Source organism: Sulfurimonas sp. (assembly GCF_028713515.1).
GTDB lineage: Bacteria > Campylobacterota > Campylobacteria > Campylobacterales > Sulfurimonadaceae > Sulfurimonas.
In genome coordinates, this window is record NZ_JAQTOD010000001.1 from 791,591 (window position 1) to 817,556 (window position 25,966).

The 25,966-nt window shown below is 34.7% G+C and carries 17 protein-coding genes, 6 tRNA genes and 1 pseudogene; 9 read left to right on the forward strand and 15 right to left on the reverse strand.

Going from position 1 to position 25,966, the window contains the following annotated elements:
* Position 1: 1 nt before the first annotated feature.
* From PHV22_RS03925 to flgH, 4 genes are all read right to left on the reverse strand, one after another.
* The gene (locus PHV22_RS03925; protein WP_299945852.1) at positions 2 to 1,960 is read right to left on the reverse strand and encodes a methyl-accepting chemotaxis protein; all 1,959 of its coding nucleotides are present in this window, start codon (positions 1,958 to 1,960) and stop codon (positions 2 to 4) included.
* A 182-nt stretch (positions 1,961 to 2,142) separates the two neighbouring features.
* The gene (locus PHV22_RS03930; protein ID WP_299945855.1) at positions 2,143 to 3,354 is read right to left on the reverse strand and encodes an EAL domain-containing protein; all 1,212 of its coding nucleotides are present in this window, start codon (positions 3,352 to 3,354) and stop codon (positions 2,143 to 2,145) included.
* Between the two features lie 7 nt (positions 3,355 to 3,361).
* Positions 3,362 to 4,915 carry a hypothetical protein gene (locus tag PHV22_RS03935; RefSeq protein ID WP_299945858.1) on the reverse strand — a complete coding sequence of 518 codons (1,554 nt, stop codon included), beginning with the start codon at positions 4,913 to 4,915 and terminating at the stop codon, positions 3,362 to 3,364.
* Entirely contained in the window at positions 4,860 to 5,582 is a 723-nt protein-coding gene (flgH, locus tag PHV22_RS03940; protein WP_299945861.1) for a flagellar basal body L-ring protein FlgH, read from the reverse strand. The genes PHV22_RS03935 and flgH overlap by 56 nt, the downstream gene beginning before the upstream one ends.
* 62 nt (positions 5,583 to 5,644) lie before the next feature.
* Here flgH and PHV22_RS03945 point away from each other — a divergent pair, with 62 nt between their 5' ends.
* Complete coding sequence (locus PHV22_RS03945) at positions 5,645 to 6,088, forward strand: GatB/YqeY domain-containing protein (protein ID WP_295023245.1); 444 nt, start codon at positions 5,645 to 5,647, stop codon at positions 6,086 to 6,088.
* Positions 6,089 to 6,145: 57 nt separating this feature from the next.
* Here the strand turns inward: PHV22_RS03945 and PHV22_RS03950 are convergent, their stop codons facing one another.
* Positions 6,146 to 7,990: a GGDEF domain-containing protein gene (locus PHV22_RS03950; RefSeq protein ID WP_299945864.1), complete on the reverse strand. Its 1,845-nt coding sequence runs from the start codon at positions 7,988 to 7,990 to the stop codon at positions 6,146 to 6,148.
* Between the two features lie 326 nt (positions 7,991 to 8,316).
* Here PHV22_RS03950 and mqnE point away from each other — a divergent pair, with 326 nt between their 5' ends.
* The 6 genes from mqnE to PHV22_RS03980 all read left to right on the forward strand — a co-directional run bounded on the left by mqnE (position 8,317) and on the right by PHV22_RS03980 (position 16,638).
* A complete protein-coding gene (mqnE, locus tag PHV22_RS03955) occupies positions 8,317 to 9,378 on the forward strand; it encodes an aminofutalosine synthase MqnE (RefSeq protein ID WP_295022983.1) in 1,062 nt (353 codons plus the stop codon).
* A 15-nt stretch (positions 9,379 to 9,393) separates the two neighbouring features.
* Positions 9,394 to 11,502, forward strand: coding sequence for an STT3 domain-containing protein (locus tag PHV22_RS03960; RefSeq protein WP_295022982.1), 2,109 nt, complete (start codon positions 9,394 to 9,396; stop codon positions 11,500 to 11,502).
* A gap of 49 nt (positions 11,503 to 11,551) precedes the next feature.
* Positions 11,552 to 12,385, forward strand: coding sequence for a UTP--glucose-1-phosphate uridylyltransferase GalU (galU, locus tag PHV22_RS03965; protein ID WP_295022981.1), 834 nt, complete (start codon positions 11,552 to 11,554; stop codon positions 12,383 to 12,385).
* A 7-nt stretch (positions 12,386 to 12,392) separates the two neighbouring features.
* Complete coding sequence (locus PHV22_RS03970; RefSeq protein ID WP_295022980.1) at positions 12,393 to 13,601, forward strand: glucose-6-phosphate isomerase; 1,209 nt, start codon at positions 12,393 to 12,395, stop codon at positions 13,599 to 13,601.
* Positions 13,601 to 15,352: a nucleoside-diphosphate sugar epimerase/dehydratase gene (locus PHV22_RS03975; protein WP_295022979.1), complete on the forward strand. Its 1,752-nt coding sequence runs from the start codon at positions 13,601 to 13,603 to the stop codon at positions 15,350 to 15,352. Before PHV22_RS03970 ends, PHV22_RS03975 begins: the two co-directional genes overlap by 1 nt.
* 173 nt (positions 15,353 to 15,525) lie before the next feature.
* Positions 15,526 to 16,638, forward strand: a complete 1,113-nt coding sequence (locus PHV22_RS03980; RefSeq protein ID WP_295022978.1) for an FtsW/RodA/SpoVE family cell cycle protein — start codon at positions 15,526 to 15,528, stop codon at positions 16,636 to 16,638.
* Between the two features lie 134 nt (positions 16,639 to 16,772).
* Here PHV22_RS03980 and PHV22_RS03985 read toward each other — a convergent pair.
* The 7 genes from PHV22_RS03985 to PHV22_RS04015 all read right to left on the reverse strand — a co-directional run bounded on the left by PHV22_RS03985 (position 16,773) and on the right by PHV22_RS04015 (position 18,641).
* A tRNA-Asp gene (locus PHV22_RS03985) sits at positions 16,773 to 16,849 on the reverse strand.
* A 76-nt stretch (positions 16,850 to 16,925) separates the two neighbouring features.
* A tRNA-Val gene (locus PHV22_RS03990) sits at positions 16,926 to 17,001 on the reverse strand.
* Positions 17,002 to 17,031: 30 nt separating this feature from the next.
* A tRNA-Glu gene (locus PHV22_RS03995) sits at positions 17,032 to 17,107 on the reverse strand.
* 117 nt (positions 17,108 to 17,224) lie between these two features.
* Positions 17,225 to 17,300, reverse strand: a tRNA-Val gene (locus tag PHV22_RS04000).
* Positions 17,301 to 17,305: 5 nt separating this feature from the next.
* A tRNA-Asp gene (locus PHV22_RS04005) sits at positions 17,306 to 17,382 on the reverse strand.
* A gap of 20 nt (positions 17,383 to 17,402) precedes the next feature.
* A tRNA-Lys gene (locus PHV22_RS04010) sits at positions 17,403 to 17,478 on the reverse strand.
* A gap of 74 nt (positions 17,479 to 17,552) precedes the next feature.
* Entirely contained in the window at positions 17,553 to 18,641 is a 1,089-nt protein-coding gene (locus PHV22_RS04015) for a CinA family protein (protein ID WP_295022977.1), read from the reverse strand.
* Positions 18,642 to 18,752: 111 nt separating this feature from the next.
* Here PHV22_RS04015 and ileS point away from each other — a divergent pair, with 111 nt between their 5' ends.
* Positions 18,753 to 21,512 carry an isoleucine--tRNA ligase gene (ileS, locus tag PHV22_RS04020; protein WP_295023242.1) on the forward strand — a complete coding sequence of 920 codons (2,760 nt, stop codon included), beginning with the start codon at positions 18,753 to 18,755 and terminating at the stop codon, positions 21,510 to 21,512.
* A gap of 246 nt (positions 21,513 to 21,758) precedes the next feature.
* Here ileS and PHV22_RS04025 read toward each other — a convergent pair.
* Positions 21,759 to 21,893 (reverse strand): annotated as a pseudogene (locus tag PHV22_RS04025) (lmo0937 family membrane protein); the annotation flags it as partial.
* Positions 21,894 to 22,167: 274 nt separating this feature from the next.
* Between PHV22_RS04025 and gatA the strand changes: the two are divergent.
* Entirely contained in the window at positions 22,168 to 23,511 is a 1,344-nt protein-coding gene (gene gatA, locus PHV22_RS04030) for an Asp-tRNA(Asn)/Glu-tRNA(Gln) amidotransferase subunit GatA (protein ID WP_295022976.1), read from the forward strand.
* Positions 23,512 to 23,692: 181 nt separating this feature from the next.
* On the opposite strand, the gene PHV22_RS04035 is transcribed toward gatA, so the two are convergent.
* On the reverse strand, positions 23,693 to 25,138 hold the full coding sequence (locus PHV22_RS04035) for a TIGR03032 family protein (RefSeq protein WP_295022975.1): 1,446 nt from the start codon (positions 25,136 to 25,138) through the stop codon (positions 23,693 to 23,695).
* Positions 25,138 to 25,959, reverse strand: coding sequence for an alpha/beta hydrolase (locus PHV22_RS04040; RefSeq protein ID WP_295022974.1), 822 nt, complete (start codon positions 25,957 to 25,959; stop codon positions 25,138 to 25,140). Before PHV22_RS04040 ends, PHV22_RS04035 begins: the two co-directional genes overlap by 1 nt.
* Between the last annotated feature and the right edge of the window lie 7 nt (positions 25,960 to 25,966).

Consider the following 25,966-nt stretch of genomic DNA (forward strand, 5'->3'; position numbering starts at 1 on the left):
ATTAAGTTCTAAACACCTCTATTTTAGCATGAAGAGCGCCTGTCATAGAGTTTAAATGTTCGGCAGCAGCAGCAATCTCTTCAACATTTCTAGCATTTTGTGAAGAGATTTTATTTATCTCCGATACTTGTGTAACAATAGACTCTACATCTAGTCCAGCCTTTTGAAAATCCATAACGGTTTTATCGCTTGCCATCACTGCCTCTTTTACAATCGAAACGCTCATATTTATATTTCTCTCAACATCTGAGGCACTATCTACTAATCCCTGAATCTCTTGCGAATTATCACTCATTTGGCCACTCACATCCATGATGGACTGCACTATTATATTTATAGTTGCATTTATCTCAGTAAGTGAACGCTGTGTTCTTTCTGCTAGTTTTCTAACTTCATCAGCTACAACCGCAAAACCTCTACCATGTTCGCCAGCCCTTGCTGCCTCTATTGCCGCATTAAGCGCAAGAAGATTTGTTTGGTCTGCAATATCAGAGATAATACCTAAGATATTTTTTACTTCATTTGCTTCATGAGACAGAGTTTGCATTTTTCCTGCCAACTCCGTCTCAAGTTCTGCACTCTGTTGCACTTTTATTGTAAGCAATACAATTTCACTTCTTGCAGAATCTAGATTGTCATTTGCTCTAATAATATCCTTTTTACTCTCTTGCGCATCATAAATTGCTCTTTGTATCTCATCTTTTACATCATTTGCCTTTTTAGTTGCCTTGTCTATTACGATTACAGACTTACCAACATTTTCTCCAACTCCAACTGCAGTAGTGGATAACTCATGGGCAATAGAAGCATTTTCGCTTGAACTTATTTTTGAGGTTTCTATAAGATCTTTTAGTTTTAAAATAAGACTATTAAAACTCTGCGCCATTTGAGAAAGCTCAAGTGGCGCATTCTCGTCAGCCTTTATAGTTAAATCATGATTTGAACCAATTACAAGAAGTGTATTTTTAAAATCATCAATTGGTTTTGAGATAGAATATTTCACAAGAAAAAATATAAAGAATGCAAAGATAAAAATACCCACAAAAAGCCCAATCGCTAACATTGTTATGTTTAAAGAGGCTTCTTCTATTTTTCTATCTATTTGATTATAAATATTTTTATATAACTCAATTTCAACTTCTCTAAGCATATCAATGGAAGTTGTAGCATATGAGAACCAAACAGATGGTTCAACTCCAAAATTACCACTCACTCCTTTTGATTTTGCTATATCAATCATAGCAACTGTTTTATCTACAGCCTCACCTTTGTAGCTATTTTCATAAAACTTCTTAATTTCATCAGGCGCCAAAGCAATAAACTTTCTTATGTTTACACCATATGCACCAAAACTTCCAGAAAATTTAAAATATGTATCTCCAGTAAACTCATTCTTAGTGAAAGCACCATTTAAATTTGCTCTTATTTGACCTAAATTCTCTTTTGCTGAAGCTAAATGAGTATATGCTTGAATCGTGTTTCTGCTTTGTCTATCTTCCATATTTGATGGGATTACCGTTGTGATATCTACAATAGAAACAATAATTTTTGTAAAGTAGGCTCCGGTATCAGGAGCACTTATATTAAGTGAATCAATAGAAGTTCTTTTTTTACTAAATTCATTTAAACTGCTTAAAACAGAAGTGTCTCCTTTTGTTTTTTCATATATCTTATTAACTTCAGAAATTGCATTATCAACTTTTCCTCTAATATCAGATAGTTTATCTGCATTTTTTACTCCGCCACTAGCAACAAATCCAACACTAAGACCTCTTTCTATCTGCATAAAATGGATAGCTTTTGCCAAAGACTCTGCTTCTAGAATACGATTTTTTGTTATCTCAAGATTCTCTTTTACACCAATATCGTAAGCTATTTTACCTGCAGACAACACCAAAACAACCAAAATTGGAACTACTGTCAATGCAAATAATCTAATTTTTAAACTTATACTCTTCATCATGCCTCGTTTGTTTGAATTTTATTTTTTATAATCTAAAACACACCAATAAATCAATTCACCAATCAAAGATTTATCCATTTTACAATAGAAATTTCACCTATGCTTTATTATGAAAAAGTAGTTATCTAATTCATATGTATAGTAATATCAAAAGATAACTTCTTATTCTAGCCCACATACTAAGTATAGTTAACCTCGGCTTTAGGCTCACCAAAATAGTAACCTTGTGAGTAGTCAATTTCAAGCTCTTCAATTTTTGCTTGGACTTCTGCACTGTGGACAAATTCGGCTATTATTTTTATATTACTTTTTTTACATAGAAAAACTATTGACTCAACAATAATCAGACTATTTTTATCTTCTAAAATATTTTTTATAAATGAGCCATCTATTTTTAGATAGTCTGGTGAAAATTCCAAAAGCCTAGAAAAATTTGAACTTCTACTTCCAAAATCATCAATTGCAATTTTAAAGCCATGATATCTAAGCGAATTTAGTTGTAATAAAATTTCTGGTGAATCTAACGAATCTATATCTTCAAGTATCTCCAGCACCACTCTGGATGGATTTATATTATATTTTCTAGATTGTTTCAATAAGAAATTCTCTAAATAATTTAAGTATAAATCTGCATTCGTGATATTAATAGAAAACTCATAATCATTATTTGAAAACATTTTAAAACTCTGCTCAATCATCGTCCTTGTAACAAGAGACAATGTGCCCGTAAGCTTTGAAGCCTCCATAAACCTATATGGAGAGATAATAGTTTCCTCATCGCGAATTCTTACCAAACACTCATATTTTTCTATTTTTTTTGTTTTATTGTTAATTATTGGTTGAAAAAATGGCTGCAAGCTTTCATTTTCAAAAGCATCTCTTAATTTATTTATCCAATAAACATTCTCTTTTTGTTTTTTTATAAATTCAGAATTAGAATCATATATCTTAGATGATCCTCTGCTGTGTTCTCTAAGTTCTTTTATAGCCGTTCTTGCATGGTTTAGGATATTATTTCCTTTGCCAATCGAGATACCAACACTAATAGAAGCTTTAACGGAAATATCATCAACATCTATATCTATTTGATTGAAAAAAGAGATCATTGATTCTGCCATATTAGATAATTGCTTTGTGTCTAGCATCTCTAAATTAACAATCGCGAACTCATCAAAATTAATCCTAAATACTCTTGAAAGTGCTGGTTTTGAGATATCTATAAGTCTTGATATTTCTATCAAAACCCTATCTCCAAAGTCAAAACCATACATATTATTGAAATTACTAAAATTATCTACATCAACTAGAAGCAGGTTTGCGTACGGAATCTCATCCAGATATTTTATAAGAGCAGATCTCTCATCTATATCTACAATTTTGCCACAGTTCATTTTTACTTCAATCTTTTTTTACAAAAATAAAGCTTTGCGGTTTAACTGCTTTGTACTTTGGCATACTCATACCAATATTTGCATTAATGTATGTTGGATCAGCTACCACAAATTGCTTAGCTTCAACATTTACTTTATCACCGTCTAACGGCACATAGATAGCTGTTGCCATATGATCATCATATTTCACACCAACAATCGACACATTAAAAAGTTCCTTCATAAGGTATGAGTATAAAATAGCACGGTCTTCACAATCTGATTTGCTAAAAAAGAGTGTCTCTTGCGCAAACATAACCTTTTCTCTACCAAATTGTTGATCATCTTGCTCATACACAAAAGATTTTTGAACAAAACTAAGAACAAAATTCATAGCATCGCTCGCCTGTTTACCGTCTATATATTTTTTAAGTGCAGGAACTAGAGCTTTATATGTTGCAGTATCAACTGGTGCATTAAAAAATGTATCATAGTCAGCTTGAGGATAAGTTGCCATAAAATCAATTAAATTTTTATTGTAGTTATATGGAACTTTATACTCTTTCCCAGCTTGAGAAAAACTCAAAGTTTTACTCTCTAATTTTTGTTCAAATTTTGGAAGTGAATCTAGAGATAAATTCAGAGGTTTCGTAGATCCTGGGTAATCTTGCTCATAAGAGTAAAGCTTTCCTACACTCCCTTTTGCATAATTATCAACCACATAGTACTTTTTACCTCCAAAGTTATAACTTGGAGTTGAGTATATAATCTTTTTTGAGTAGTGCATAACCACAACATGCTTCTCTGCAAAACCTACTTTTACAGCGAAACCGAGCTTATTAAAAAGAAACCAACTAAGAAGCTTTGCATCATCTTGATCTTTGTGGATTGCATTTGAAAGCTTCACAACAAGCAGATAAATACCCCAATCATTAAGATTCATCTCTTTTGAAGTTCTAATGACATCAGAGACTAAATCTTGATGTTCACTAGATGCTGCCGCACTAAAAAAGTTTGATATTCCTTGTTGATTTTGAGGATAAAATGAAGCTTTTTTAAGCTCTTTTGAAACATTAAAGCCAAGAGTGGAGCCATAAAATTCGATAGTTATATCTTTTTGCTTTATAGCTTCAGCTATTTTTTTATCAATCTTTGGCTCTGCAATTACTATTGGGAGTACTTTTGATATCTCTTTAGATGGCGTTTTAACAGCCTCTTTTACTGGCTGAGTTATTGGTTCTTTTACGGCTTCTGGTTCTATGATTTTTTTAATTTGAATTGTGATTTTTGGACCAACTGGTTTTGCTTCCATTGGCTTGGCTGGCGGTATCTCTTTTGGTTTTGGTTCTTTATAGAGGGGTGTTCCCTTATAAGCTTCATAACCCTTCCATTGCTCTTCTAAATACTTGTTAAAGGCGTTGTCTCTCTCATCTTTATATGACTTAAAAGAGTCGGCTTGTGACTTTTTAAAATCCTCAAAACTATCTTTTGCACTAAGCGCACTAAACGATACTATTAATATTAAACTAAAATGGCCAAATAGCTTGAATAATCTTGGTTCCCCAGCCCTGTTTTGTTGCACGCTCTACATCTCCCTCTGTTTTATATAAAATTTTTGCTTCACTAATCTTTGAAGAGCTAATCTTATTGTATTGGTCAATATCATATGGGCGGATAACACCACCTATTTGTATCATCTGCTTTTGATCATCAACTAAAATTTCTCTCTTTCCAGAGATAAAATAATTCCCATTTTGTAAAACTTTTATTATTCTAGCCGAAACAGTTGTGTTAAAAGCTGCGTCTTTTGTGGCACTTCCTTGCCCTTTATAAGCATTGTTTGAAGTACTATTAAACCCAATATTTGCTAATCCGTTTACCTTCCCAACAGCAGAACTAACTGCCGCATTTGCGCCAGTTGAAGTAAAAGCGCCACCACCCAAAGCCGATGTATCACTCTCGCTTAGCTGTTTTGAACCAGTGTTTGAACTTTTCGCACTCTCTGAAATCACAACAGTTACTATATCGTTGACATGCATAGCTTTATGATCTGAAAAGAGTGGATTATCGCCCTGCCCAAAGATACTACCAACTGCACCAAAATCTTTTTTGTCTTCAAGTGAAGGCATCTGCTCAACATAAACCGGCGGTTTAAAATCCATCTCAGGGTCTGTCAAATTTGCAGTGCATCCAGATGTAAAAAGTATAACACAAAAAGTTATGGTATAGAATAAAAAAGTTTTTTTCATAGTTATCGCTTTAGTTTTTTGTTATAATGATAGCAATAACAGTTCCACAAAAAGGCATAAATATGAGCTTAAGAGAGAAAATTAGTGAAGATGTAAAAGAGGCAATGAAAGCCAAAGATACAAAAAAAAGAGATGCGTTAAGACTTTTAATGAGTGCTTTTAAGCAGATAGAAGTTGATGAGAGAAAAGAGTTAAACGATGAAGATATTATCAAAATCATACAAACTCAAGTTAAAAGAAGAGACGACGCAGCTTCTCAGTTTAAAAGTGCGGGACGAAATGATTTAGTACAGATAGAACTTGATGAAATAGCTATCTATATGCCATACTTACCAAAACAACTGAGTGACGATGAGTTAAGCAGTGCTCTAAAAAAGATAATAAGCAGAGTTGGAGCAACAAGCGCAAAAGATATGGGAAAAGTTATGGGTACTGCCTCGAAAGAACTCTCTGGAGTAGCAGATGGAAAAAGAGTAAGTGAGTGTGTAAAAACTCTTTTGAGCTAAACACCATCTGCAAAACTACTTTTACTATAAGCATTAAGCCTATAGTAAAACGGTATTTTAAAAATCTTCTCCCTGGAACATCTCTGCTTTGAACTCAACTATTTTATTTCTTCCTGTACTTTTTGCCACATAAAGGGCAGTGTCAGCATACTTGATACATTTCCAAATAGTATCGCCATCAGTTGGGAATTTAGCCATTCCGATACTCATTGTTTTTTTGAGTTTTTCACTATGTCCAACATCAAAAGAGAGAGCCGCAAACTCAGAATGAATCTTTTTAGCTACCATCATAGCGCCCTCATCAGTAGGATTGTTGAGTATGACAACAAACTCTTCCCCACCATAACGGATTGCCAAATCAGCTGAACGAATATTTTCTTTTAATACTTTAGAGAGAGCCACAATAACTTTATCTCCGACATCATGTCCATATGTATCATTGACCATCTTAAAGAAGTCAACATCAATCATCATAATTGTATAGCCTATTTTATTTCTGTTTGCTTGACTCATAATCTTGTCAATAGTCTCTTCTAAAAATCTTCTGTTATATAATCCAGTCATACCATCTCTAAGTGAAGTATCTCTTAATTTCTCCATAAGAATCTGACTCTCTATAACAGGTTTTGCTGCTTCTAAATAGTGTTTAATACTTGCGATATTTTTTTTCATCATATGCACTTCATCTATATTTTCAGATGTCATTGACACAGTTAGAGAAATATCATGATTTATGTTAAAAGGTATACAAACATAATTAATATTTTCATTAATGCAAGCTTGACACAAGTTTGGAAACTCTGTTGAAATCGTTACACTATTTGTTCTGTATGCTCTACAATTTGTTGCATCTTTATTTGTTTTCTCAAAACATATATTTTTATCTTCGGTACTAAAGATTAACTTTCTCTCAGAAGTAATATTGTTTGTCTCATAAAAAGCAAAATGACCAACATGATATTTTAGTTTTAAAATATCTATAATTCTTCTATAAACTTCATCTTTTGAGGCATCAAGCTCTATGGTTTTTTTGAACTTATATATATCAGAGAGTTCGTTGATGATTGTTTTTGCCTCATGAAGTGGGTCTGCCGATGAGACACATCCTTGAGGGATAAAGGTTGCAAGATTGTACTTAATATCACCGAAAGTCTCTTGCATTTTACTAAAGAGTGAGTTCATCTGCTCAACAACATCTTTAGCATCTCCGCCGACTTTTGTCTCAAAATTATGAGTAAAATCTCCACTGTATGCTTTTTTAATACCATCTTGAAGATTTGAGAAGAGTTTCATATATGGAGAAACATATCGGTTAATCAGGAAAAGAACGACGACAATAAATAGTAAATTGATACCGAAAATTTTCAAAATAGTCATCATGCCACTATTTCTCATATCACTTATATCAAACTCCATGCTTACAATTCCAAGCGTGTCACCTTTTTGCACATTATGACAAGTCAAGCAGTTTGTATCACCAATTGGAGCTGTTGCTTTGTATGGAATTGTTACCCTGAGTATCGTACTATCTGCGTTTTCTGTTATCTTCTTTATACTATTACCACTTAGCAGAACTTCTTTATCTATTGCATCTCTTACATTTTCAGTATAAAGACCTTTTCCATACTGCTTAACAACACCTTCTCCTCTTGCTATCCATAATGACTTTACATTATTACTTGTTTCAATTTTATTTAAAAAGTATTCTCGTTTGTCCATTATGCCATTAACCATATGAGCCGTTAGCCCGTCTTTTACAATATTGGCGGCCATCTGTGATTTTTCAATAGCGCTATTTATACTATAATCTCTAAAGTTGAGAGAAATATTAATTATCGTAGCCGCCGTTAAGCCTAGCAGCATAAAAGTTACAACGAGTAAAAGTCTTGCTTTTGTGGTCATTTTTAATCACTTTACTAAAAAATTTATTGCTTATATTATCTGAAAAAAATAAAAAAAGACTTTAACACTATTGACATGTTTTTAATTATAAAACTACTTTTTAATGCTATTTATTTTAATTCTATTATCAACATTATAAATTCTTATAAAGAGAGAGATAGAAATATAACTCTCTTAAAAATATTATTTTTTCAACCCAAATAAGAGTTATAAAATAGATTTAATAGTTCAAATAAAGTAAGTAGATGATAATATTTCGGCTCATCGACAAGCTTGCGTTTAGAGCAGTCCAAAAATATAAGAAAAATTAAGGTAAAAAAACAAACATGAATTTAAAAGATAAAATTTTAACAGGCAAGAGAGTCTCATTTGATGAGGCATTAACCCTATATGATATAGATTTGTTTGATTTGGGCGATTTGGCGGATAACATCAGAAAAAAGATGCACGGTAAAAAAACATATTTCAACATAAATCGTCATATAAATCCAACCAATGTTTGCGCAGATGTGTGTAAATTTTGCGCATACAGCGCCACTAGAAAAAATCCAAACCAATACACTATGACTCATGAGCAGATTATGGATATTGTAAAAGATATAGATTCTCGCGGGATAAAAGAGGTGCATATTGTCTCTGCACATAACCCAAATACTGGGCTGGAGTGGTACTTAGAAATATTTAAAAAAATTAAAACTGCTTATCCGCATCTTCATATAAAAGCACTCACTGCAGCTGAAGTTGATTTTTTGTCTCGCGAATATGGCAAAAGCTATGAAGAGATTCTTGATTTGATGGTTGAAAATGGTGTTGATTCTATGCCAGGTGGCGGAGCGGAGATATTTGATGAGAAAGTTCGTGACTTCATCTGTAAAGGCAAAGTTACATCCGATCAGTGGCTTGATATTCATCAAAAGTGGCATGAACGCGGCAAGAAAAGTAATGTTACTATGCTTTTTGGACATGTAGAGAGTAGAGCAAATCGCATAGACCATATGATGAGAATCAGAGAGCTTCAAGATGTCACTGGCGGTTTCAACTGCTTCATCCCGCTTGTTTATCAGACTGAAAACAACTACCTAACCATAAAAGAACCACTGACTGCAAATGAGATTTTAAGAACCATGGCAATCTCTAGAATAGTCTTAGATAATGTACCAAATCTAAAAGCGTATTGGGTTACTTCAACTATAAATCTAGCTTTAGTGGCGCAGGAGTTTGGTGCAAATGACCTTGATGGAACTATAGAAAAAGAGTCCATAAATTCTGCTGCTGGCGCAAAAAGTGCAAATGGAGTTGATCTGGATGAGCTTGTCGGGGTTATAAAAAATAGTGGTTTTACGCCAGTTGAGCGCGATAGTCTATACAATGAGATAAAAGTCTGGTAATTTGAGGATACAAAATTGAGTACATTAACACGAGAGACAAAACTAACACTTCTTTATATATTTATAGCTCTTCTTTTCTCTATTGCGGCTAGAATGATTTGGTACTACCAATTTTATGGCTATGAGCCATTTATACATGATGGTCAGTTTATGATAAACACAAATGATGGCTACTATTGGGCAGAGGGAGCAAGAGACATCTTAGCTGGACATCATGAGCTAAATGATCTATCCCCAGTCACCGAAGTGGTATCAAAATTTGCAGCATTTTTTGCTTATATATTGCCATTCTCATTTGAAACCATTATCCTTTTTATGCCAATGGTGCTCGGCTCTCTTGTTGTAATACCAATAATTCTTATAGGTAAAAGTTTAAAAAATCTAGAGCTTGGTTTTATTGCTGCACTACTGGCAAGCATTGCAAATAGCTATTATAATAGAACAATGATAGGCTACTTTGACACAGATATGCTAAATATAGTTCTTCCTATGTTTTTATTGTGGTCAATAATTTGGGCAATAAAAACAGACGAAGAGAAATATCTGCTCATAACAGCACTTGATATTTTAGTCTATAGATTGTGGTATCCACAGAGCTATTCACTGGAATTATCATTTTTTACTCTTATACTCTTTTATGTGCTAGTTTTTGATAGAAAAAATTTATTTAACTATAAACTCTTAGCAATTATGATGATTGCTATGCTAAACATTGACATATATATAAGATTTCCGCTGATTACTGCTATATATTTCGTATATAAACAGAATAAATTTGATAAATTTGTTTATTATATATTGGGAGTCTCAATCATTTTATTTTTTGTTTCCGGCGGTTTTAATCCTGTTTGGGATCAATTAAAAGGATATGTTTTCAAAGATGCTCTAATCGTAGGTGAGCATGGAATGAGGCTCCATTTCTTCTCGGTTATGCAAACAGTCAGGGAAGCCGGTCATATTCCTTTTGAAGTTTTTGCGCAGAGGATAAGTGGAAGCGTTATCGTTTTTGCTCTCTCTATTGTTGGCTATATCTATCTTGTTTTTAGGCACAAAGTGATGCTTATTGCTATTCCTCTTATTGGGCTTGGTTTTTTGGCGAGCGTTGGTGGACTTAGATTTACTATCTACGCCGTACCTATCTTGGCTTTTGGTGTTGCATTTTTGATAACAGAAGTTGCTAGATTTATACCAAATATTAAAATAAAAATCTTGACTATATTTACACTCACGGTTGTGATTTTATCTCCAAATATCCAGCATATAGTGGAGTATAGAGTTCCGACCGTATTTAACTCTGATGAAGTTAAGGTTTTAGAGATGCTAAAAGCAAAAGCATCCAGAGAAGATTATGTTGTTGCATGGTGGGATTTTGGTTATCCTATCCGCTATTATGCTGACATGAAAACACTGATTGATGGCGGAAAACATGATGGAAGTGTAAATTTTCCAGTTAGTTTTATGCTGACAAATCCTGCCGAATTATCAGCAAAAATAGCAAGACTTGATGTCGAATATACCGAAAAAGGTTTCAAAAAAAATGCAGAGACAAACGAAACAGCTACCTCAAACATAGAACAAATAAGTAAGGATTATGGTTACGACGACACTAATGATTTTCTATACTCACTCCAAACAGATATAAAACTTCCACAAAAAACAAGAGATATCTATTTTTATCTACCATTTAGAATGTTAAGTATCTACTCAACTGTTGCCTCTTTTTCAAATATAAACCTTATGAATGGGGAGATGGGCAAAGAGCCAAATCTCTATAGCAGCAACAATTTTGAACAAAAAGGTGATATTGTTGACCTAGGAAATGGCTTTTTATTTAACACAAAAGAAAAAACGATAACTGTCTCAAAAGAGAAAATCCCACTAAAGAGGTTTGTTCAAACAGGATATGACAAAGAACTTAACTTTAGTAAAAGAGTGGATGTTTTTAATGAGAGCGCAAACTTAAGCATAATATATATGTCAAGCTATAATACTTTTTTAGTCCTTGATGAGAAGACATACAACTCGCTATATATCCAGTTGATGGTGCTTGAAGAGTATAATAAATCGCTATTTGAACTAGTTGTACAAAATCCACATGCAAAAGTTTATAAGCTAAAAATTTAAGCCCCCGTTGGATAAAATTTTTAGCAAAAGCGAGCAAAAGGTTCTAAATATGCCAAAAGATAAAACAAAAATAAAAAAATGTCTCTTTCCGGCCGCTGGATATGGAACAAGATTTCTTCCTGCCACAAAAGCAATCCCAAAAGAGATGTTACCAGTACTTACAAAACCACTTTTGCAGTATGGAGTAGAAGAGGCAATAAGTGCAGGAATAGAGACAATGGCAATAGTCACTGGTCGCGGAAAAAGAGCCATAGAGGATCACTTCGATGTATCTTATGAGCTAGAGCATCAGATAAAAGGGACATCAAAAGAGCACTATTTAACAGAGATTAGAGATGTTATAGAAAAATGTACATTTTCATATACTAGGCAGATTGAAATGAAGGGTTTGGGTCATGCAATTCTTTGTGGTGAAACTCTTATCGGCAATGAACCTTTTGCTGTAATCCTAGCCGACGATTTGTGTGATAATGATGGAGACTCAGTACTATCTCAAATGGTAAAACTATACGATAAGTACAGATGCTCCATTGTTGCAGTCGAAGAAATTCCACTAGAAGATAGTAATAAGTATGGCATTGTAACTGGAAAAACAGAAGAAGACGGTGCTATTAGAATTACAGATATGGTTGAAAAGCCAGACCCAAAAGATGCACCATCAAATCTAGCTATTATCGGCAGATATATCTTGACTCCAGATATTTTTGACATCTTGCAAGAGACAAAACCTGGCAAAGGTGGAGAGATTCAGATAACCGATGCATTGCTTGTCCAAGCGAAAAAAGGCGGAGTAATCGCCTATAAATTTAAAGGCAAGAGATTTGATTGCGGAAGCATAGATGGTTTTGTGGAAGCTACAAATTATTTTTATGAAAAATGGTAACAACTAGATGAAATATTTTAGCAACTTTAATCCAACCCTATCAGATAAAAACATATTTGATCAAATAGTAAAAGAAAAAGAGCATATAGGCTACTATAATCTTGCAACTCAAGACACAACTCTTTTTAAGAAGTATGCAAAAACCATCAAACAGTCCAATATAGTTGTCATAGGAATTGGTGGGAGTACACTTGGCACTTATGCAATATATAAATTTTTAAAACACTCAAAAAAGCTCGACAAAAAACTATATTTTTTAGAAACAACTGATCCAATAGATATAAAATCAAAAGTTGAAGCTATAGACCTACACGACACGCTCTTTGTTGTTATATCAAAATCAGGAACAACAGTTGAGACAGTTTCCATTTTAAAGTATATAAACTCTCTTATTAAATGCGACAAAAACAATACACTAATCATAACAGAGAGTGACTCTAAGCTAAACGAATATGCAAAAGCAAATAATATGAAATGTTTTGAGATACCAAAAAATGTAGGTGGGCGATTTTCTGTTTTTAGTGCGGTTGGCTTAGTCCCGCTTGCTATCGTTGGCATAGATATTGACGAGCTACTTCATGGCGCTAAAGATGTTTACAACTCGTTTTTCTTGAAAGAGGAGAGCTATAAAAGAGTACTTAAAAAAGCTAGATTTTTTGTAGAGTATAAAAATAGTTTCAATATAAATGTAGTTTTTTCTTACTCATCAAGACTTGAAGGTTTCAACAAATGGTATATCCAACTTTGGGGCGAGAGTCTTGGCAAGATAGATATCAACAACTCAAGACAAGGCTTAACTCCAATAGGAATCATAGGACCCATAGACCAACACTCGTTTTTACAGCTAATAGTTGAGGGCAAAAGAGACAAAACAGTAACGGTTATAAAAATAGATGATTTTGACAGTGATTTGATAATTCCACCAATAAAGCTAGAAGGACTCTCTGAGCTTAATTATCTGGATAACATAAAATTTTCATCCCTCATAAACAAACAAGCGGATGCTACAATAGAGTCCATAAATAACCTGCAAGATATCCCCTGCGATGTAATCACCATAGGCGGGGTAAGCGAGAGAAGTTGCGCCGGGCTTATGTATGAGTATGAGCTTCTAACATCAGTTTGTGCAAAATTTATGCACATTGACGCGTATGATCAGCCAGGAGTAGAAGCTGGAAAAATTATACTAAAAGAGAAGCTAGAACACAAATACTAATGAACATAGATAAAAAAATACTAAATATTTTAGCAATAATAGCACTATCGTCAATTACATTTTTATGGACATTTTTTATATTTCATATTCAAGTTGATCTGATTGTTATTTTTAGTGTCATATCTATTCGCCTTATGGCTTCATTTTTGATTTTTAATGACTACTCACTCTCTTGGTCCAAAGCCTCACAAAAGACATTTCTCACAAAGAGCTTTGTTTATATAGTTGCCTTTTTGATCTCTGTCCCACTCTTTTATACAAAGATTACAATTGCTTTTTTGGCTTCTGAACTCTTCTTATATCTTTTTAGTATTAACTTTGCTATGTATTTTTACCATTATCTAATAAACAAAAGTAATGTCATAAAAACAAAGTCAGTGGTAATTTATGGTGCTGGCAATGATGGAATCAAACTGAGTTATGAACTTGCAAATAGTGAATACAAAATTAAATTTTTCATAGATGATGACAAAGCTTTACAAAACCGTTCAATAGACTCTATTCCTATACTTTCGAGAGAAAAGTTTAAAGAAAAAACTGTTAATAAAAAAGTTGATTTACTTGCTATCGCGACTACACATAAAGATAAAACAAAAGAGATATATGATGATCTGCGTAATCTATTTTTAGAAATTAAAATTCTATCATCTGCCGATAATATACTAGAAGATGGCAGGCTACAATCCGAGCTAAAAAATATCTCCATAGAAGACCTTTTAGCTCGCTATCCAAAGGATTTAGATAAAGAAAAAATTGCTCTATTCATTAAAGAAAAAGTTGTTTTAGTTACAGGTGCTGGCGGAAGTATTGGTCGTGAAATATGTAAACAACTCCAAAGATATGGTGCAAGAAAAATAGTTGCAATTGATAATAGTGAGTATAACCTCTATGCCCTGCTTGAGGAGATAAAAGGTGTAGAGTGCGTTGGAATTATGCAAAATGTAGTAAACAGAGATATTTTAGAGAATAGCTTTAAGACACATAGGCCTCAAATTGTAATTCATGCAGCAGCGTATAAACATGTATCACTAGTTGAAGATAATATACAAGAGAGTATTATAAACAATGTTATAGGCACTAAAAATATTATTGATCTATCTATAAAATATAACACAGAGAAGTTTGTGTTAATATCAACAGACAAAGCGGTAAGACCTACAAGCATAATGGGGGCAACTAAGCGAATCTGCGAGCTTTATGCCCAAAACGCAGTTTCTTCAGAAAACTCTCCTGTTTACGAAGAAAAAAATAAGACAGAGATTGTGTCAGTTAGATTTGGTAATGTATTGGGAAGCAGTGGCAGTGTGATTCCAAAGTTCAAGTCCCAAATAGAAAATGGTAACAATATAACAGTAACCCATCCTGATGTCACAAGATTCTTCATGCTTATCTCAGAGGCCTGTGAACTTGTACTTCAAGCTGCTTCTATTGGTAAGGGAGGAGAGATATTTATCCTTGATATGGGAGACTCTGTAAAAATTGTAGATTTAGCTAAAAAAATGATTGAACTTAGCAATAAAGAGAACATAAAGATAGAGTTTATCGGCTTGCGCTCAGGAGAAAAACTCTTTGAAGAGTTACTTGTAGATGAAGCTGACTATACAACTGAGTATAACTCTATTACAGTTGCAAAGCCTACAAAATACAATATATGCAAGCTAAATGCAGATATAGAAGAGCTACTTTGTATTGACAATAAGCTGAAAAAATTAAAAGAAATTGTTCCTGAATTTAATCATTTTGTAAATTAAAATTATTCAATTATAAAAACCAAAATGGCTTGTTTGTCGATGTTATTTATACTTTTTGTTGATAAAAATATAAAAATCAGATAAAATCTCAAAAAAACAAAGAGTTTCTTCTTTCGTGTTAGATTTCTTGACATTTATCACAGAAGTTCTATAAATTTTATGGGGTTGTAATTTTGTGGAGAATTGATAAGCGGATATTGGCACAATTTGATTTTTTTTCTATTGTCCTAATCATCCCTCTTGTGCTTACTTCAAACTGGCTAATTAACGAAGCAGTTCAAATGCTTGCTCAAAAACAACTAGCCTATATTGGTGTTGCAACTTTATCATTTATTGGTATCTTTTTCCTACCAATTCGTAAAATGAACTGGTTAATTCCGCTTGTATATTGGACTGCAATCGCCCTCCTTTTGGGAGTTGAGGTTTTTGGTCACTCAAGACTTGGTGCTCAAAGATGGATAGATATACCATTCATTAATGCAACAATCCAACCCTCTGAGTTTGTAAAACCTGCCCTTATTTTGATGTTGGCTTACCTTATAAATAAAAAACCACCACCAATCAACGGATACAGAATAAAAGATTTTTTAAAAATAAGTTTTTACATAATTCTTCCATTTATCTTAATTGCCAAAGAGCCAGACCTAGGAACAGCAGTCGTTATCTTTCTTCTTTGTTATAGCGTCCTTTTTTTTATAGGGGTTTACTGGAAGATATGGGCTTTTATCTTTAGTGCAATGCTTCTATTTTCACCAATTGCATATAAGTTTTTACTGCACGATTATCAAAAAGAGAGGATTACGGATTTTATAGGCAAAAAACCATCTTATCATGTGCAACAATCAATAATCGCAATAGGTTCAGGTGGGTTAACTGGCAAAAGCAAAGAAGACTCAACGCAGACACAGATGAAGTTTTTACCAATTGCTACAAGCGATTTTATATTTGCTTATCTTGTCGAGAGAACAGGTTTTTTGGGTGCTTTTGGGATAATATCTATCTATATCATACTTATACTGCATCTCATAAGCTTAAGCATATTTAGCAGTGATTACTATATTAAAGTAATCACTGCGTCCATATCCTTTATGATATTTATATATATGGGTGTAAATATTGCCATGACCATAGGGTTTGCACCCGTAGTAGGTGTCCCCCTACCAATGTTTAGCTATGGTGGAAGTAGTTTTATGAACTTTATGATTCTTTTTGCGATAATGCAGAACTTTATAACATTTAGATACAAAGATCTCTACGATAGAGGCGGAAAAAAGAGTTTTGTTTAAAGCAGTATAGATGAAAAAATAGATTTGATGGCATATGAAGTTTGTCAATTTCAAACAAAAATGTGCTTTTATAGAATTAGTAATATTTGCTTGAGTCTGGATTAGTTTTTAGTATTTGTAATATTTAAAAAGTGTGGCGCGGTGGACGGGGCTCGAACCCGCGACCCCCTGCGTGACAGGCAGGTAATCTAACCAACTGATCTACCACCGCGCATTTATTAGAAGCAAATTTTAATGGAACATACTTAAATATGAGAGTTAAAATTTAACGAAGTATAATTAAAAAATGGTGGGCATTACAAGACTCGAACTTGTGACATCTACCTTGTAAGGGTAGCGCTCTACCAACTGAGCTAAACGCCCATTTTTCACTAATACATAACACCAAAAGAGTGGCGACCCCTAAAGGATTTGAACCTCTGTCCCTACCATGAAGTGATAGTGTCCTTGGCCACTAGACGAAAGGGTCACTTTCATAAACAAAAAGGCTTTAAATAAAACTTGTTTTTTGATTTTAGATGTGCTAAGGTTTTGGCGAAGTGTACAAAAGTACATGAGTCAAAAGCTTCGTGCATATAAAACAAAATGGTGGGCATTACAAGACTCGAACTTGTGACATCTACCTTGTAAGGGTAGCGCTCTACCAACTGAGCTAAACGCCCTAAAGTGGCGCGGTGGACGGGGCTCGAACCCGCGACCCCCTGCGTGACAGGCAGGTAATCTAACCAACTGATCTACCACCGCGCATAAATATTTTTTTTAAATGGTGTCCTGTGATGGATTCGAACCATCGGCATCCTCATTAAAAGTGAGATGCTCTACCAGCTGAGCTAACAAGACGATTTCTCTGTTTTCTTTAGAGGACGAAATTATAGGCAAATAGGTTTTGATTGTCAAGATAAAAAGGACTAAATTTAAAAAAAAGTCTCTTTATCTAGCAGTATCAACATCTTTATTGCAAAAAGAACACTCTGTTCTTGAATATAATTTCTATCACCATCTAGGTTAATCTCTATTTCACTATGTTTAGTTTTACTTCTTACTCCGATATGAACAGTACCAACTGGCTTGAACTCAGTTCCACCGCCATCACCAGCAATTCCGCTTATAGATATAGCGTAATCCGCCGCACTAACATTGAGAGCCCCAGCGCTCATCTCAGACACAACCTCATCGCTTACCGCGCCATACTCTTCTAGCGTAGTGCCATCAACACCTAGCCAATTCTCTTTTAGTGCATTTGAGTATGTAATCAAAGAGCCGTCAAATATTTTTGAAGAACCATTATTTTTAGTAAAATAATAACTCAAAAGTCCGCCGGTACAACTCTCAGCAAAAGTGATTTTTTTATCTTTTTGGAATAATTTTTCTATAATATAACTAGCAATAGATGTTGCACCAATGACCTTTTTTGGTAAAAGTTGCTTTGACGCTGCAATAAACTTAGAGATATTTCCATGCTTTTTGCTTCTTATCTCAACCCTTAACCACCCATCTATCAACTTAATCATATCTAGCTTTACATCATAAGTCTGTGATATTGGAGAGAGAAGTGCTATTGCACTCTCTTTATCCTCTTCAAAAAGATGCAGAGTTGCTCTAGAGTCCTCAAAGCTAAGCAAAATCTCTGGAAATTTTTGCATCTCATCTACTTGTAAAATATTCGCAATAGAACCATTATGCTTGACAACATAACTCCCCCCCTCAAAGACCAAACATTTAGATGGAATCAAAATGCCATCTTTTAATATTTGATTATCACTCGTTGCTGTACATATAAGTTTTCCTATGGTTGAAAAGAGTCTTTTTGTTGTAACTACTATTAGTTTATTTGATGAATTTAGCTCCTGTTCAAGATATAAGAATAGGGAGTTATCACTCTCTTTAAAGTATGAAACAGAGTCAATAAAATCTGTTTTTTTCTCTATTTGTCTGATTACATACTCTCTGAGCGAATGGTTATATATAAACTTATTTCCAATAAATAAAAGATGTAATTTCATATATTTTATAGCCTTTTTTAGCAAATTATTTGGCTTATTATATCACTCTTATAGGCGTTTAAACACTTTATAGATACAATGCAGAAATTTTACAAACCCCCAGAGGCACTTATGGATTACAAAGATACACTACTCTTACCTACTACAACTTTTGCCATGCGAGGCGATTTAATCAAGAATGAGCCTATAAGATACAGCGCTTGGAACAACAATAAAATATATGAAAAAATGAAAAATAACCGCAAGGGTGCAACAAGTTTCACTCTTCATGATGGTCCCCCATACGCAAACGGGCATACTCATATTGGACATGCACTAAATAAAATTTTAAAAGACATCATTGTTAAACATAACTATTTTAATGGAAAATCTGTTCGTTTTACTCCTGGTTGGGATTGTCATGGACTGCCAATTGAGCAACAAGTTGAAAAAAAGCTAGGCGGAAAACAGAAAAAGGAGCTGCTAGAGACTGCTAAAATCAGAGAGCTTTGCCGTGCTCATGCGTCAGAGTTTGTAAATATACAGCGAGATGAATTTAAGCAATTGGGTATTTTAGCTGATTGGGAAAATCCTTATGTGACGATGGATTACAAATTTGAAGCAAATATATATAGAACACTTTGTAGCGTAGCAAAAAAAGGTCTTTTAATCGAGAGAAGCAAACCTGTTTTTTGGTCATGGGCCGAGAGAACTGCACTTGCTGAGGCTGAAGTTGAGTATGAAGACAAAGAGTCTCACTCTATTTTTATTGCGTTTGAATTAAGCAATGATGCAAAAACTAAACTTAGTATTACAACTAAAGCTGCTTTAGTAATTTGGACAACAACTCCTTGGACAATCCCAGCAAATACAGGTATCTCGCTAAATCCAAATGAAGATTATGCACTTACAACGGACGGCTATATAGTTGCAAAAACACTTTTGGAGTCTCTAAGAGAACAAAATATTGTAAATGGTGATATTGCAAAAACTTTCAAATCTAGTGAGTTTGAAAATCTTTTAGCAATCAACCCACTAAATGGCAGAACTTCTCGCATCGTTTTAGGAGAGCATGTTTTAGTAGACAACGGAACCGGTTGTGTTCATACGGCTCCTGGACATGGCGAAGATGACTACCGCGTTGGTCTTGTTTATGACTTAGAGGTTGTTATGCCAGTTGATGAAACTGGATGTTTTGATACGAGCGTTGTTACTCTTGGTCTGATTCCAAATGGCGAGGATTTTGTTGGTCGTCACATTTTCAAATCAAATGATGATTTAATCACACTAATGGGCGAGAGTGTTCTAAAAGTAAGTAAATTTACCCACTCATATCCGCACTGCTGGAGAAGTCACACTCCTCTAATCTTTAGAGCAACAAAGCAGTGGTTTATAAGTGTAGATGCTAAGCCGAACGAGCAAAATGAGACACTAAGAGAAATCGCTCTTAGTGAGGTTGAAAAGACTCTTTTCTTTCCTGAGAGTGGAAAAAATAGACTAAGATCTATGGTTGAAAATCGCCCAGACTGGTGTATTTCTCGTCAAAGAGATTGGGGTGTTCCGATAGCATTTTTCAGAGTAAAAGCTACTGGTGAGGCTATATTTGAAGAGAAGATTTTAAATTTTATTGCTATGATTTTTGAAATGAAGGGAAGCGATGTTTGGTACTCAATGCCAATAGAAGAGCTTCTTTACCCAGGTTCTGGTTATAAAGCTGATGAACTTGAAAAAGTAACAGATATTTTAGATGTCTGGTTTGATAGTGGCTCAACATGGAACGCCGTACTAAAATCTCGCAACTATGATGCCGGAGAGTATCAAGCTGACTTGTATGTTGAGGGAAGCGATCAGCATCGCGGATGGTTCCAATCATCAATGTTCTTAAGTGCTGCAGTTGAGCATAAAGCACCCTATAAAGCAGTTCTTACTCACGGTTTTACAGTGGATGAAAAAGGCGAGAAGATGTCTAAGTCAAAAGGCAATGTTGTCGCACCAGAACAGGTTTTAAAAGAGTATGGAAGTGAGATTCTTAGACTTTGGGTAGCCTCAAGTGATTATCAAGGAGATCTGAAAATCTCTCAAAATATTCTCAAACAAACTGCCGAAAACTATCGTAAACTTAGAAATACTTTTAGAATTATGCTAGCAAATATCAGCGACTTAAAGACGATAACTCCACACAGTGAAATGGGAGAGCTGGATAAATGGATACTTACAGAAGCAAAAGGTGTATTTGGAAGAGTTCATAAATCGTTTAGCGAATACAACTTTGTTCATGGTATGAGCATGTTAAACAACTTTATCGTAAATGAGTTAAGTGGAATCTACATCGACATCACAAAAGATAGTCTCTACTGCGACGGCGTTAGTGATCCAAAAAGAAACTCCAGTCAAAGTGCCATGGCAATTATGACGAAATCTCTTTTGGTTTTAATCGCTCCGATTTTAACTTATACGGCTGATGAGATTATAGAGCATGCTCCTTCAATCATAAAAGGCGATGCAAAAGATATATTTGATTTTGTCTATGAAGATATAAAAATAGAAGATTATGATTTCAATATTGACTACATGAGCAGCGCAAGAGAAGGCTTTTATGAGATAGTTGATACTCTGAAAAAAGAGAAAATCATTAAAAATACTTTAGAGTTAGTAATTATAACTCAATCTAAAATAGTCTCTAAAATGGATAAAACTGCCGCAGAAGATTGGTTTGTTGTCTCCGGTATCTCAGATGAAGAACCAACAGAAGAACTTGGGAAATTTGAGGTTGATGGAGATATATTTGTTATCCAAAAAGCAACCAAAGCGAAATGCCCTAGATGTTGGAAATATCAATCTCATGACGAAGAGAGTATTTGTGAAAGATGCTCAAAGGTAGTAAATGCCTGATTTTTCACAGCCTGTTGAGAGCTCATTTATCGTAACTACTATTGTTGCGATATTTGTTCTAATTAATATTGGAATATTTTTGGTAAAAAAATTCAAGTAAACACGCATCTAAAAACTCATATTAGTATTTGATGTTATGCGCTTTTGTAAAAATATGTTAAAAAGAGTCAACATTAAATATTACACCATCTATAAGCAAATAGTTCTGTCGCTTTTGTTATCATAATAAAAAGAAGAATTTTCTATTTAAAGTACACTACGACCTTGGATAACACGAATTAAAATCACCACGATTGCAATAACAAGAAGGATATGAATAAATCCACCCATAGTGTATGAGCTGGCAAGTCCAAGCAGCCAAAGCATAACTAAGATAATTGCAACCGTTTCAAGCTATATAAAGCCAGACGATAACCATTTTATTTACTTCTTATAAAGTGAATAGACTACTACCATCTGAATTCTGACATTTTCCACTTTTGTAAGCACAGTTTGCAATTTACACTTACAAAATACCTTTCATGATTATCTCTACTATTGGTGTTTTATTTGCTGTTCATCCTACAGAGCATAGCAAACAATATAACATGCTCTTTAAAACCATATACACATTTAGCTATAATCCCAACAATAATTTAAAAAACAGGATATTTTAATGATTACATTAAAAGAAGCTCTAAAACTAAATAAAGAAGATTTAAATAAATTTAAAGAAGATTTAAAAGCAAAAATCGAAGCGGATTCTGAGCTTAATGCTTACATTGATGTCAACAATGTGGGCGATGGTGTTCCGATTGCCATCAAAGACAATATTCAAGTAAAAGATTGGTCTGTTACTTCTGGCTCAAATATACTTCAAGGCTACATCTCGCCGTACAACGCTACTGTTATCGAGAAGATGTTAAGTGCTGGACTTAGTGCGTTTGGCAGAACAAATATGGACGAATTTGCTATGGGTTCAACTACGGAATCAAGCTTTTATGGCAAAACGCTAAACCCTAGAAATCGTGACTGCGTTCCAGGTGGAAGTAGTGGAGGAAGTGCGGCTGCTGTTGCTGCTGGTCTTGCTATTGCTGCTCTTGGAAGTGACACTGGTGGGTCTATCCGCCAACCTGCTGCGTTTTGTGGAATCGTTGGGATGAAGCCGACTTATGGACGAGTTAGTCGTTATGGCTTAGGTGCTTACGCTTCTTCTCTTGATCAAATTGGTCCTATGACTCAAAATGTTGAAGATGCCGCAATTTTGTATGACATCATCAGCGGACATGATGAAAAAGATTCAACTTCAGCAAACATGAACGACAAAGTATCTGATAAACTAGACGCTTCTAGAAAACTTCGCGTTGCTGTACTTCCTAAACATATTGAAAATGCAAGCGACGAAGTAAAAAAAGCTTATGCACAAGCCATAGAAGCACTAAAAGCCTCTGGACATGAGATAGTTGAAAAAGAGTTAATGGACGCTAAATTTGACATCTCTGCTTACTATATCACAGCAACCGCTGAAGCTACGACAAATTTGGCTAGATATGACGGTATCCGCTATGGAAACCGCGTTGATGGCAAAAATCTCGAAGACACTTTTATTCAAACTCGTAGCAACGGCTTTGGTGATGAAGTAAAACGCCGCATCCTATTAGGAAACTTTGTACTCTCAAGCGGATATTATGAAGCATACTATGTAAAAGCGCAAAAAGTACGCCACATCATCAAAGATGAGTATGTAAAAATCTTTGAGGATGTTGATTTGATACTCTCTCCGATTGCACCTGGTACCGCACCTAAATTTGGAGAGCTTAAAAACCCAATGGACATGTACTTGAGTGATTTGTACTCCATCAGCGTAAACCTTGCAGGGCTCCCTGCTCTATCGCTTCCAATATGTAATGCCCAAAACGGTATGCCTGTTGGACTTCAACTAATTGCTAAAGCCTATGATGAGCAGACACTTTTTGATGGTGCGCTTAGCTTAGAAAAAAAGCTAGGATATAAAGCTTAAAAAAATAAGCTTCTTATCCATAAGATATCTAATATAAAGCAGTAAAATAAGTTACTAAAAATGGCTACAGTATAAATTATACTACAGCTGTATAGTATCACCGGATTATTGAACTTAATAACCACTTCTTACAAAATATGAATTAATTCAACTTCGAGCTATTTGAGATAAGCTAATGGGCTTATTTTTTCTTTTTTGCTTTAGTTTCATTAGCTAATATAGAAAGTGCATTTTTAGCTTTAGCATTAGTAGGGTCAAGTTCAAGGATATTCATATAGTTCTCTTTTGCGGACTTGAAGTCACCTTTTTTATAATAAACATAACCTAAAGAGTCATATGCTTCCAGCATGGAAGCATCTTTATCAATTACTTCTTTTAAAACTTCCAAAGCTTCATCAAACCGCTCAAGATCACCGAGTGCAATCGCCATATTTAAAGTCGCAGGAAGGTAATCACTCTGAATAGCCAACGCTTTTTTATACTCTTTAATCGCTTCTTCTTTTTTATTTTCGTTAAAAAAATCTGCACCCTTTTCAAACAACGGTGCAGCCTGCTCTATTGCTGTCTCGGGCATTTTAACCTGATCAATATCTTCTGCCGCTACAATATAATTTGCTTTTGAATAATCACTATCAAAGTCAAATATCTCTATCTTTGAAAATGGAAGTACACTTATAGCAAATACCTCATCCACACCGCTTGTAAATTCTACAAAAGAGACAATTTTTCCTGTTTTAATATTCACTATCCAGACGCCGCTTACTCGTTTTAATAGTTTTGTGATCGGAAGACCACTAAATGTCGCGCTCTCTCTAACTTTTGATAGCCCTACAAAGGCAAAATCCCCAACAATTTGAAGTCCTCGCGTAAATCCAGGAAGAGATACCACTTCTATCAGCTTTTTCTTTTTAAAATCATAATAGGATAAAGCTCCTTTTCCTGACTCAAGAACCCATAGTTTCTCTTGGTGCCATCGTGGAGAATGTGGCATACTCAGCCCTTTGACTAAAATCTCATTGGTCTTTATATCCATTAAGATTCCGCCATTTGCTTTGTTGGATCTCCATCCTAGCGGCTCATCTGTCTCGCCAAGAGCTGTCACATATCTGGGTTCGCCATCACGAGTACAAAAACCATTTAGATGACATTTGTCAATTGGCTGCAGGAGTGTTATAAACGGAGGTTTCCAGATTGGTTTAAAACTGCTGTTGGATTCTTTAATACATAGACATGAAAATTTGGTATTAATAAAGTACAGTTCATTGTTGCAATATTCCATCTCATGAATATCGATGTCGGCCGTGAAGTGAATATTCTGTGGTAGATAGCACGCATCATAGGTCTTTCCATCTTCGAGTTTACTGGTCACACTGCTGTAGTTTGCAAACTGGTAAATTCCATGTCCCAAACCCGCCCAAAGCTTCCCACTACTTGTAAACATTCCCATAGGGCGAGGAAAATCTTTATAACGGATGTCAAATGCATTATTATGCTGACCCATTATCATAATTTTACCACCTTGGTAGGTACTCATAAGAATAGTGCTTCTCATCTGTTTTAAGAATTCTACGATATTTACGGAGTAAGTAAAATCAATTTTCTGATTATCAAGTTTAGATGGTTTCATTATTTGACCTTTGTTAAAAATATCTGATATTCTTTTTCCAGCCTGTCATGGTGGGTTGCATTGACCTCATAATATTGAATCAATTCTTTATTTTTAAATCTGTTTCTATAAGATATAAATACTTCTTTAGGAATAACAGTATCCTGTTTTCCAATCAGGTGTATTTGTGAAATATGTTCAAGTCTAGATGTAAAGTCAGCTGGATTCAAAGAACCACTCAATGTCGCAATATCGTGTATCTGCACCCATTTATCTGTATCCAGATTTCCAGCTACGGTAATAAGTAGTGTTACATCATTGCGCATTGCGGTACTGAGTGCCGCAACGGCTCCCCCACCTGAATATCCAATCAAAGTGAATGTGTTAATGTCATAATGTTTTTTCAAAGTATCAAGTGCCTGAGTATAACTTTCAATCACTTCAGGACTGAAGCGTCTATTGCTCCAGTACTCTTGGTTGCATTGTGTGTCGTTGGTATATTGACACGGACGGGCTAAGTAGGCTTTGCATCCGCTAGGATCAATCTTCATTAGTTTAGCCGCCAATGGGTTGATAGGTGTCGGATTGTCAGAGAGACGGGAGCTGGTAATCCATGAGAGTCCGTCTCCTTCGATATAAACCCGCATTACTTTATTCTCACACTGACTTGAAACAATGGAGGAGAGGGAAAAATGGGTTGTATGGATTATGGAAGCAGAAAGATTTTCATCTGCCGCCAGAGTATTGAGTGTCTCCTGACGCTCTTGCGGAGTCGGAACCGTGCCACACCCCCATAATAGAAGGAGAATGATCGCAAAAGAGAATGAAGCGATATGGCTCAAAGCATTC

What these genes read in the sequence shown, in the direction of transcription:
- PHV22_RS03925 (WP_299945852.1), bottom strand. Translation starts at nt 1,960, where the DNA reads ATGAAGAGTATAAGTTTAAAAATTAGATTATTTGCATTGACAGTAGTT.
- PHV22_RS03930 (WP_299945855.1), bottom strand. Translation starts at nt 3,354, where the DNA reads ATGAACTGTGGCAAAATTGTAGATATAGATGAGAGATCTGCTCTTATA.
- flgH (WP_299945861.1), bottom strand. Translation starts at nt 5,582, where the DNA reads ATGAAAAAAACTTTTTTATTCTATACCATAACTTTTTGTGTTATACTT.
- PHV22_RS03945 (WP_295023245.1), top strand. Translation starts at nt 5,645, where the DNA reads ATGAGCTTAAGAGAGAAAATTAGTGAAGATGTAAAAGAGGCAATGAAA.
- PHV22_RS03950 (WP_299945864.1), bottom strand. Translation starts at nt 7,990, where the DNA reads ATGACCACAAAAGCAAGACTTTTACTCGTTGTAACTTTTATGCTGCTA.
- mqnE (WP_295022983.1), top strand. Translation starts at nt 8,317, where the DNA reads ATGAATTTAAAAGATAAAATTTTAACAGGCAAGAGAGTCTCATTTGAT.
- galU (WP_295022981.1), top strand. Translation starts at nt 11,552, where the DNA reads ATGCCAAAAGATAAAACAAAAATAAAAAAATGTCTCTTTCCGGCCGCT.
- PHV22_RS03970 (WP_295022980.1), top strand. Translation starts at nt 12,393, where the DNA reads ATGAAATATTTTAGCAACTTTAATCCAACCCTATCAGATAAAAACATA.
- PHV22_RS03975 (WP_295022979.1), top strand. Translation starts at nt 13,601, where the DNA reads ATGAACATAGATAAAAAAATACTAAATATTTTAGCAATAATAGCACTA.
- PHV22_RS04015 (WP_295022977.1), bottom strand. Translation starts at nt 18,641, where the DNA reads ATGAAATTACATCTTTTATTTATTGGAAATAAGTTTATATATAACCAT.
- ileS (WP_295023242.1), top strand. Translation starts at nt 18,753, where the DNA reads ATGGATTACAAAGATACACTACTCTTACCTACTACAACTTTTGCCATG.
- gatA (WP_295022976.1), top strand. Translation starts at nt 22,168, where the DNA reads ATGATTACATTAAAAGAAGCTCTAAAACTAAATAAAGAAGATTTAAAT.
- PHV22_RS04035 (WP_295022975.1), bottom strand. Translation starts at nt 25,138, where the DNA reads ATGAAACCATCTAAACTTGATAATCAGAAAATTGATTTTACTTACTCC.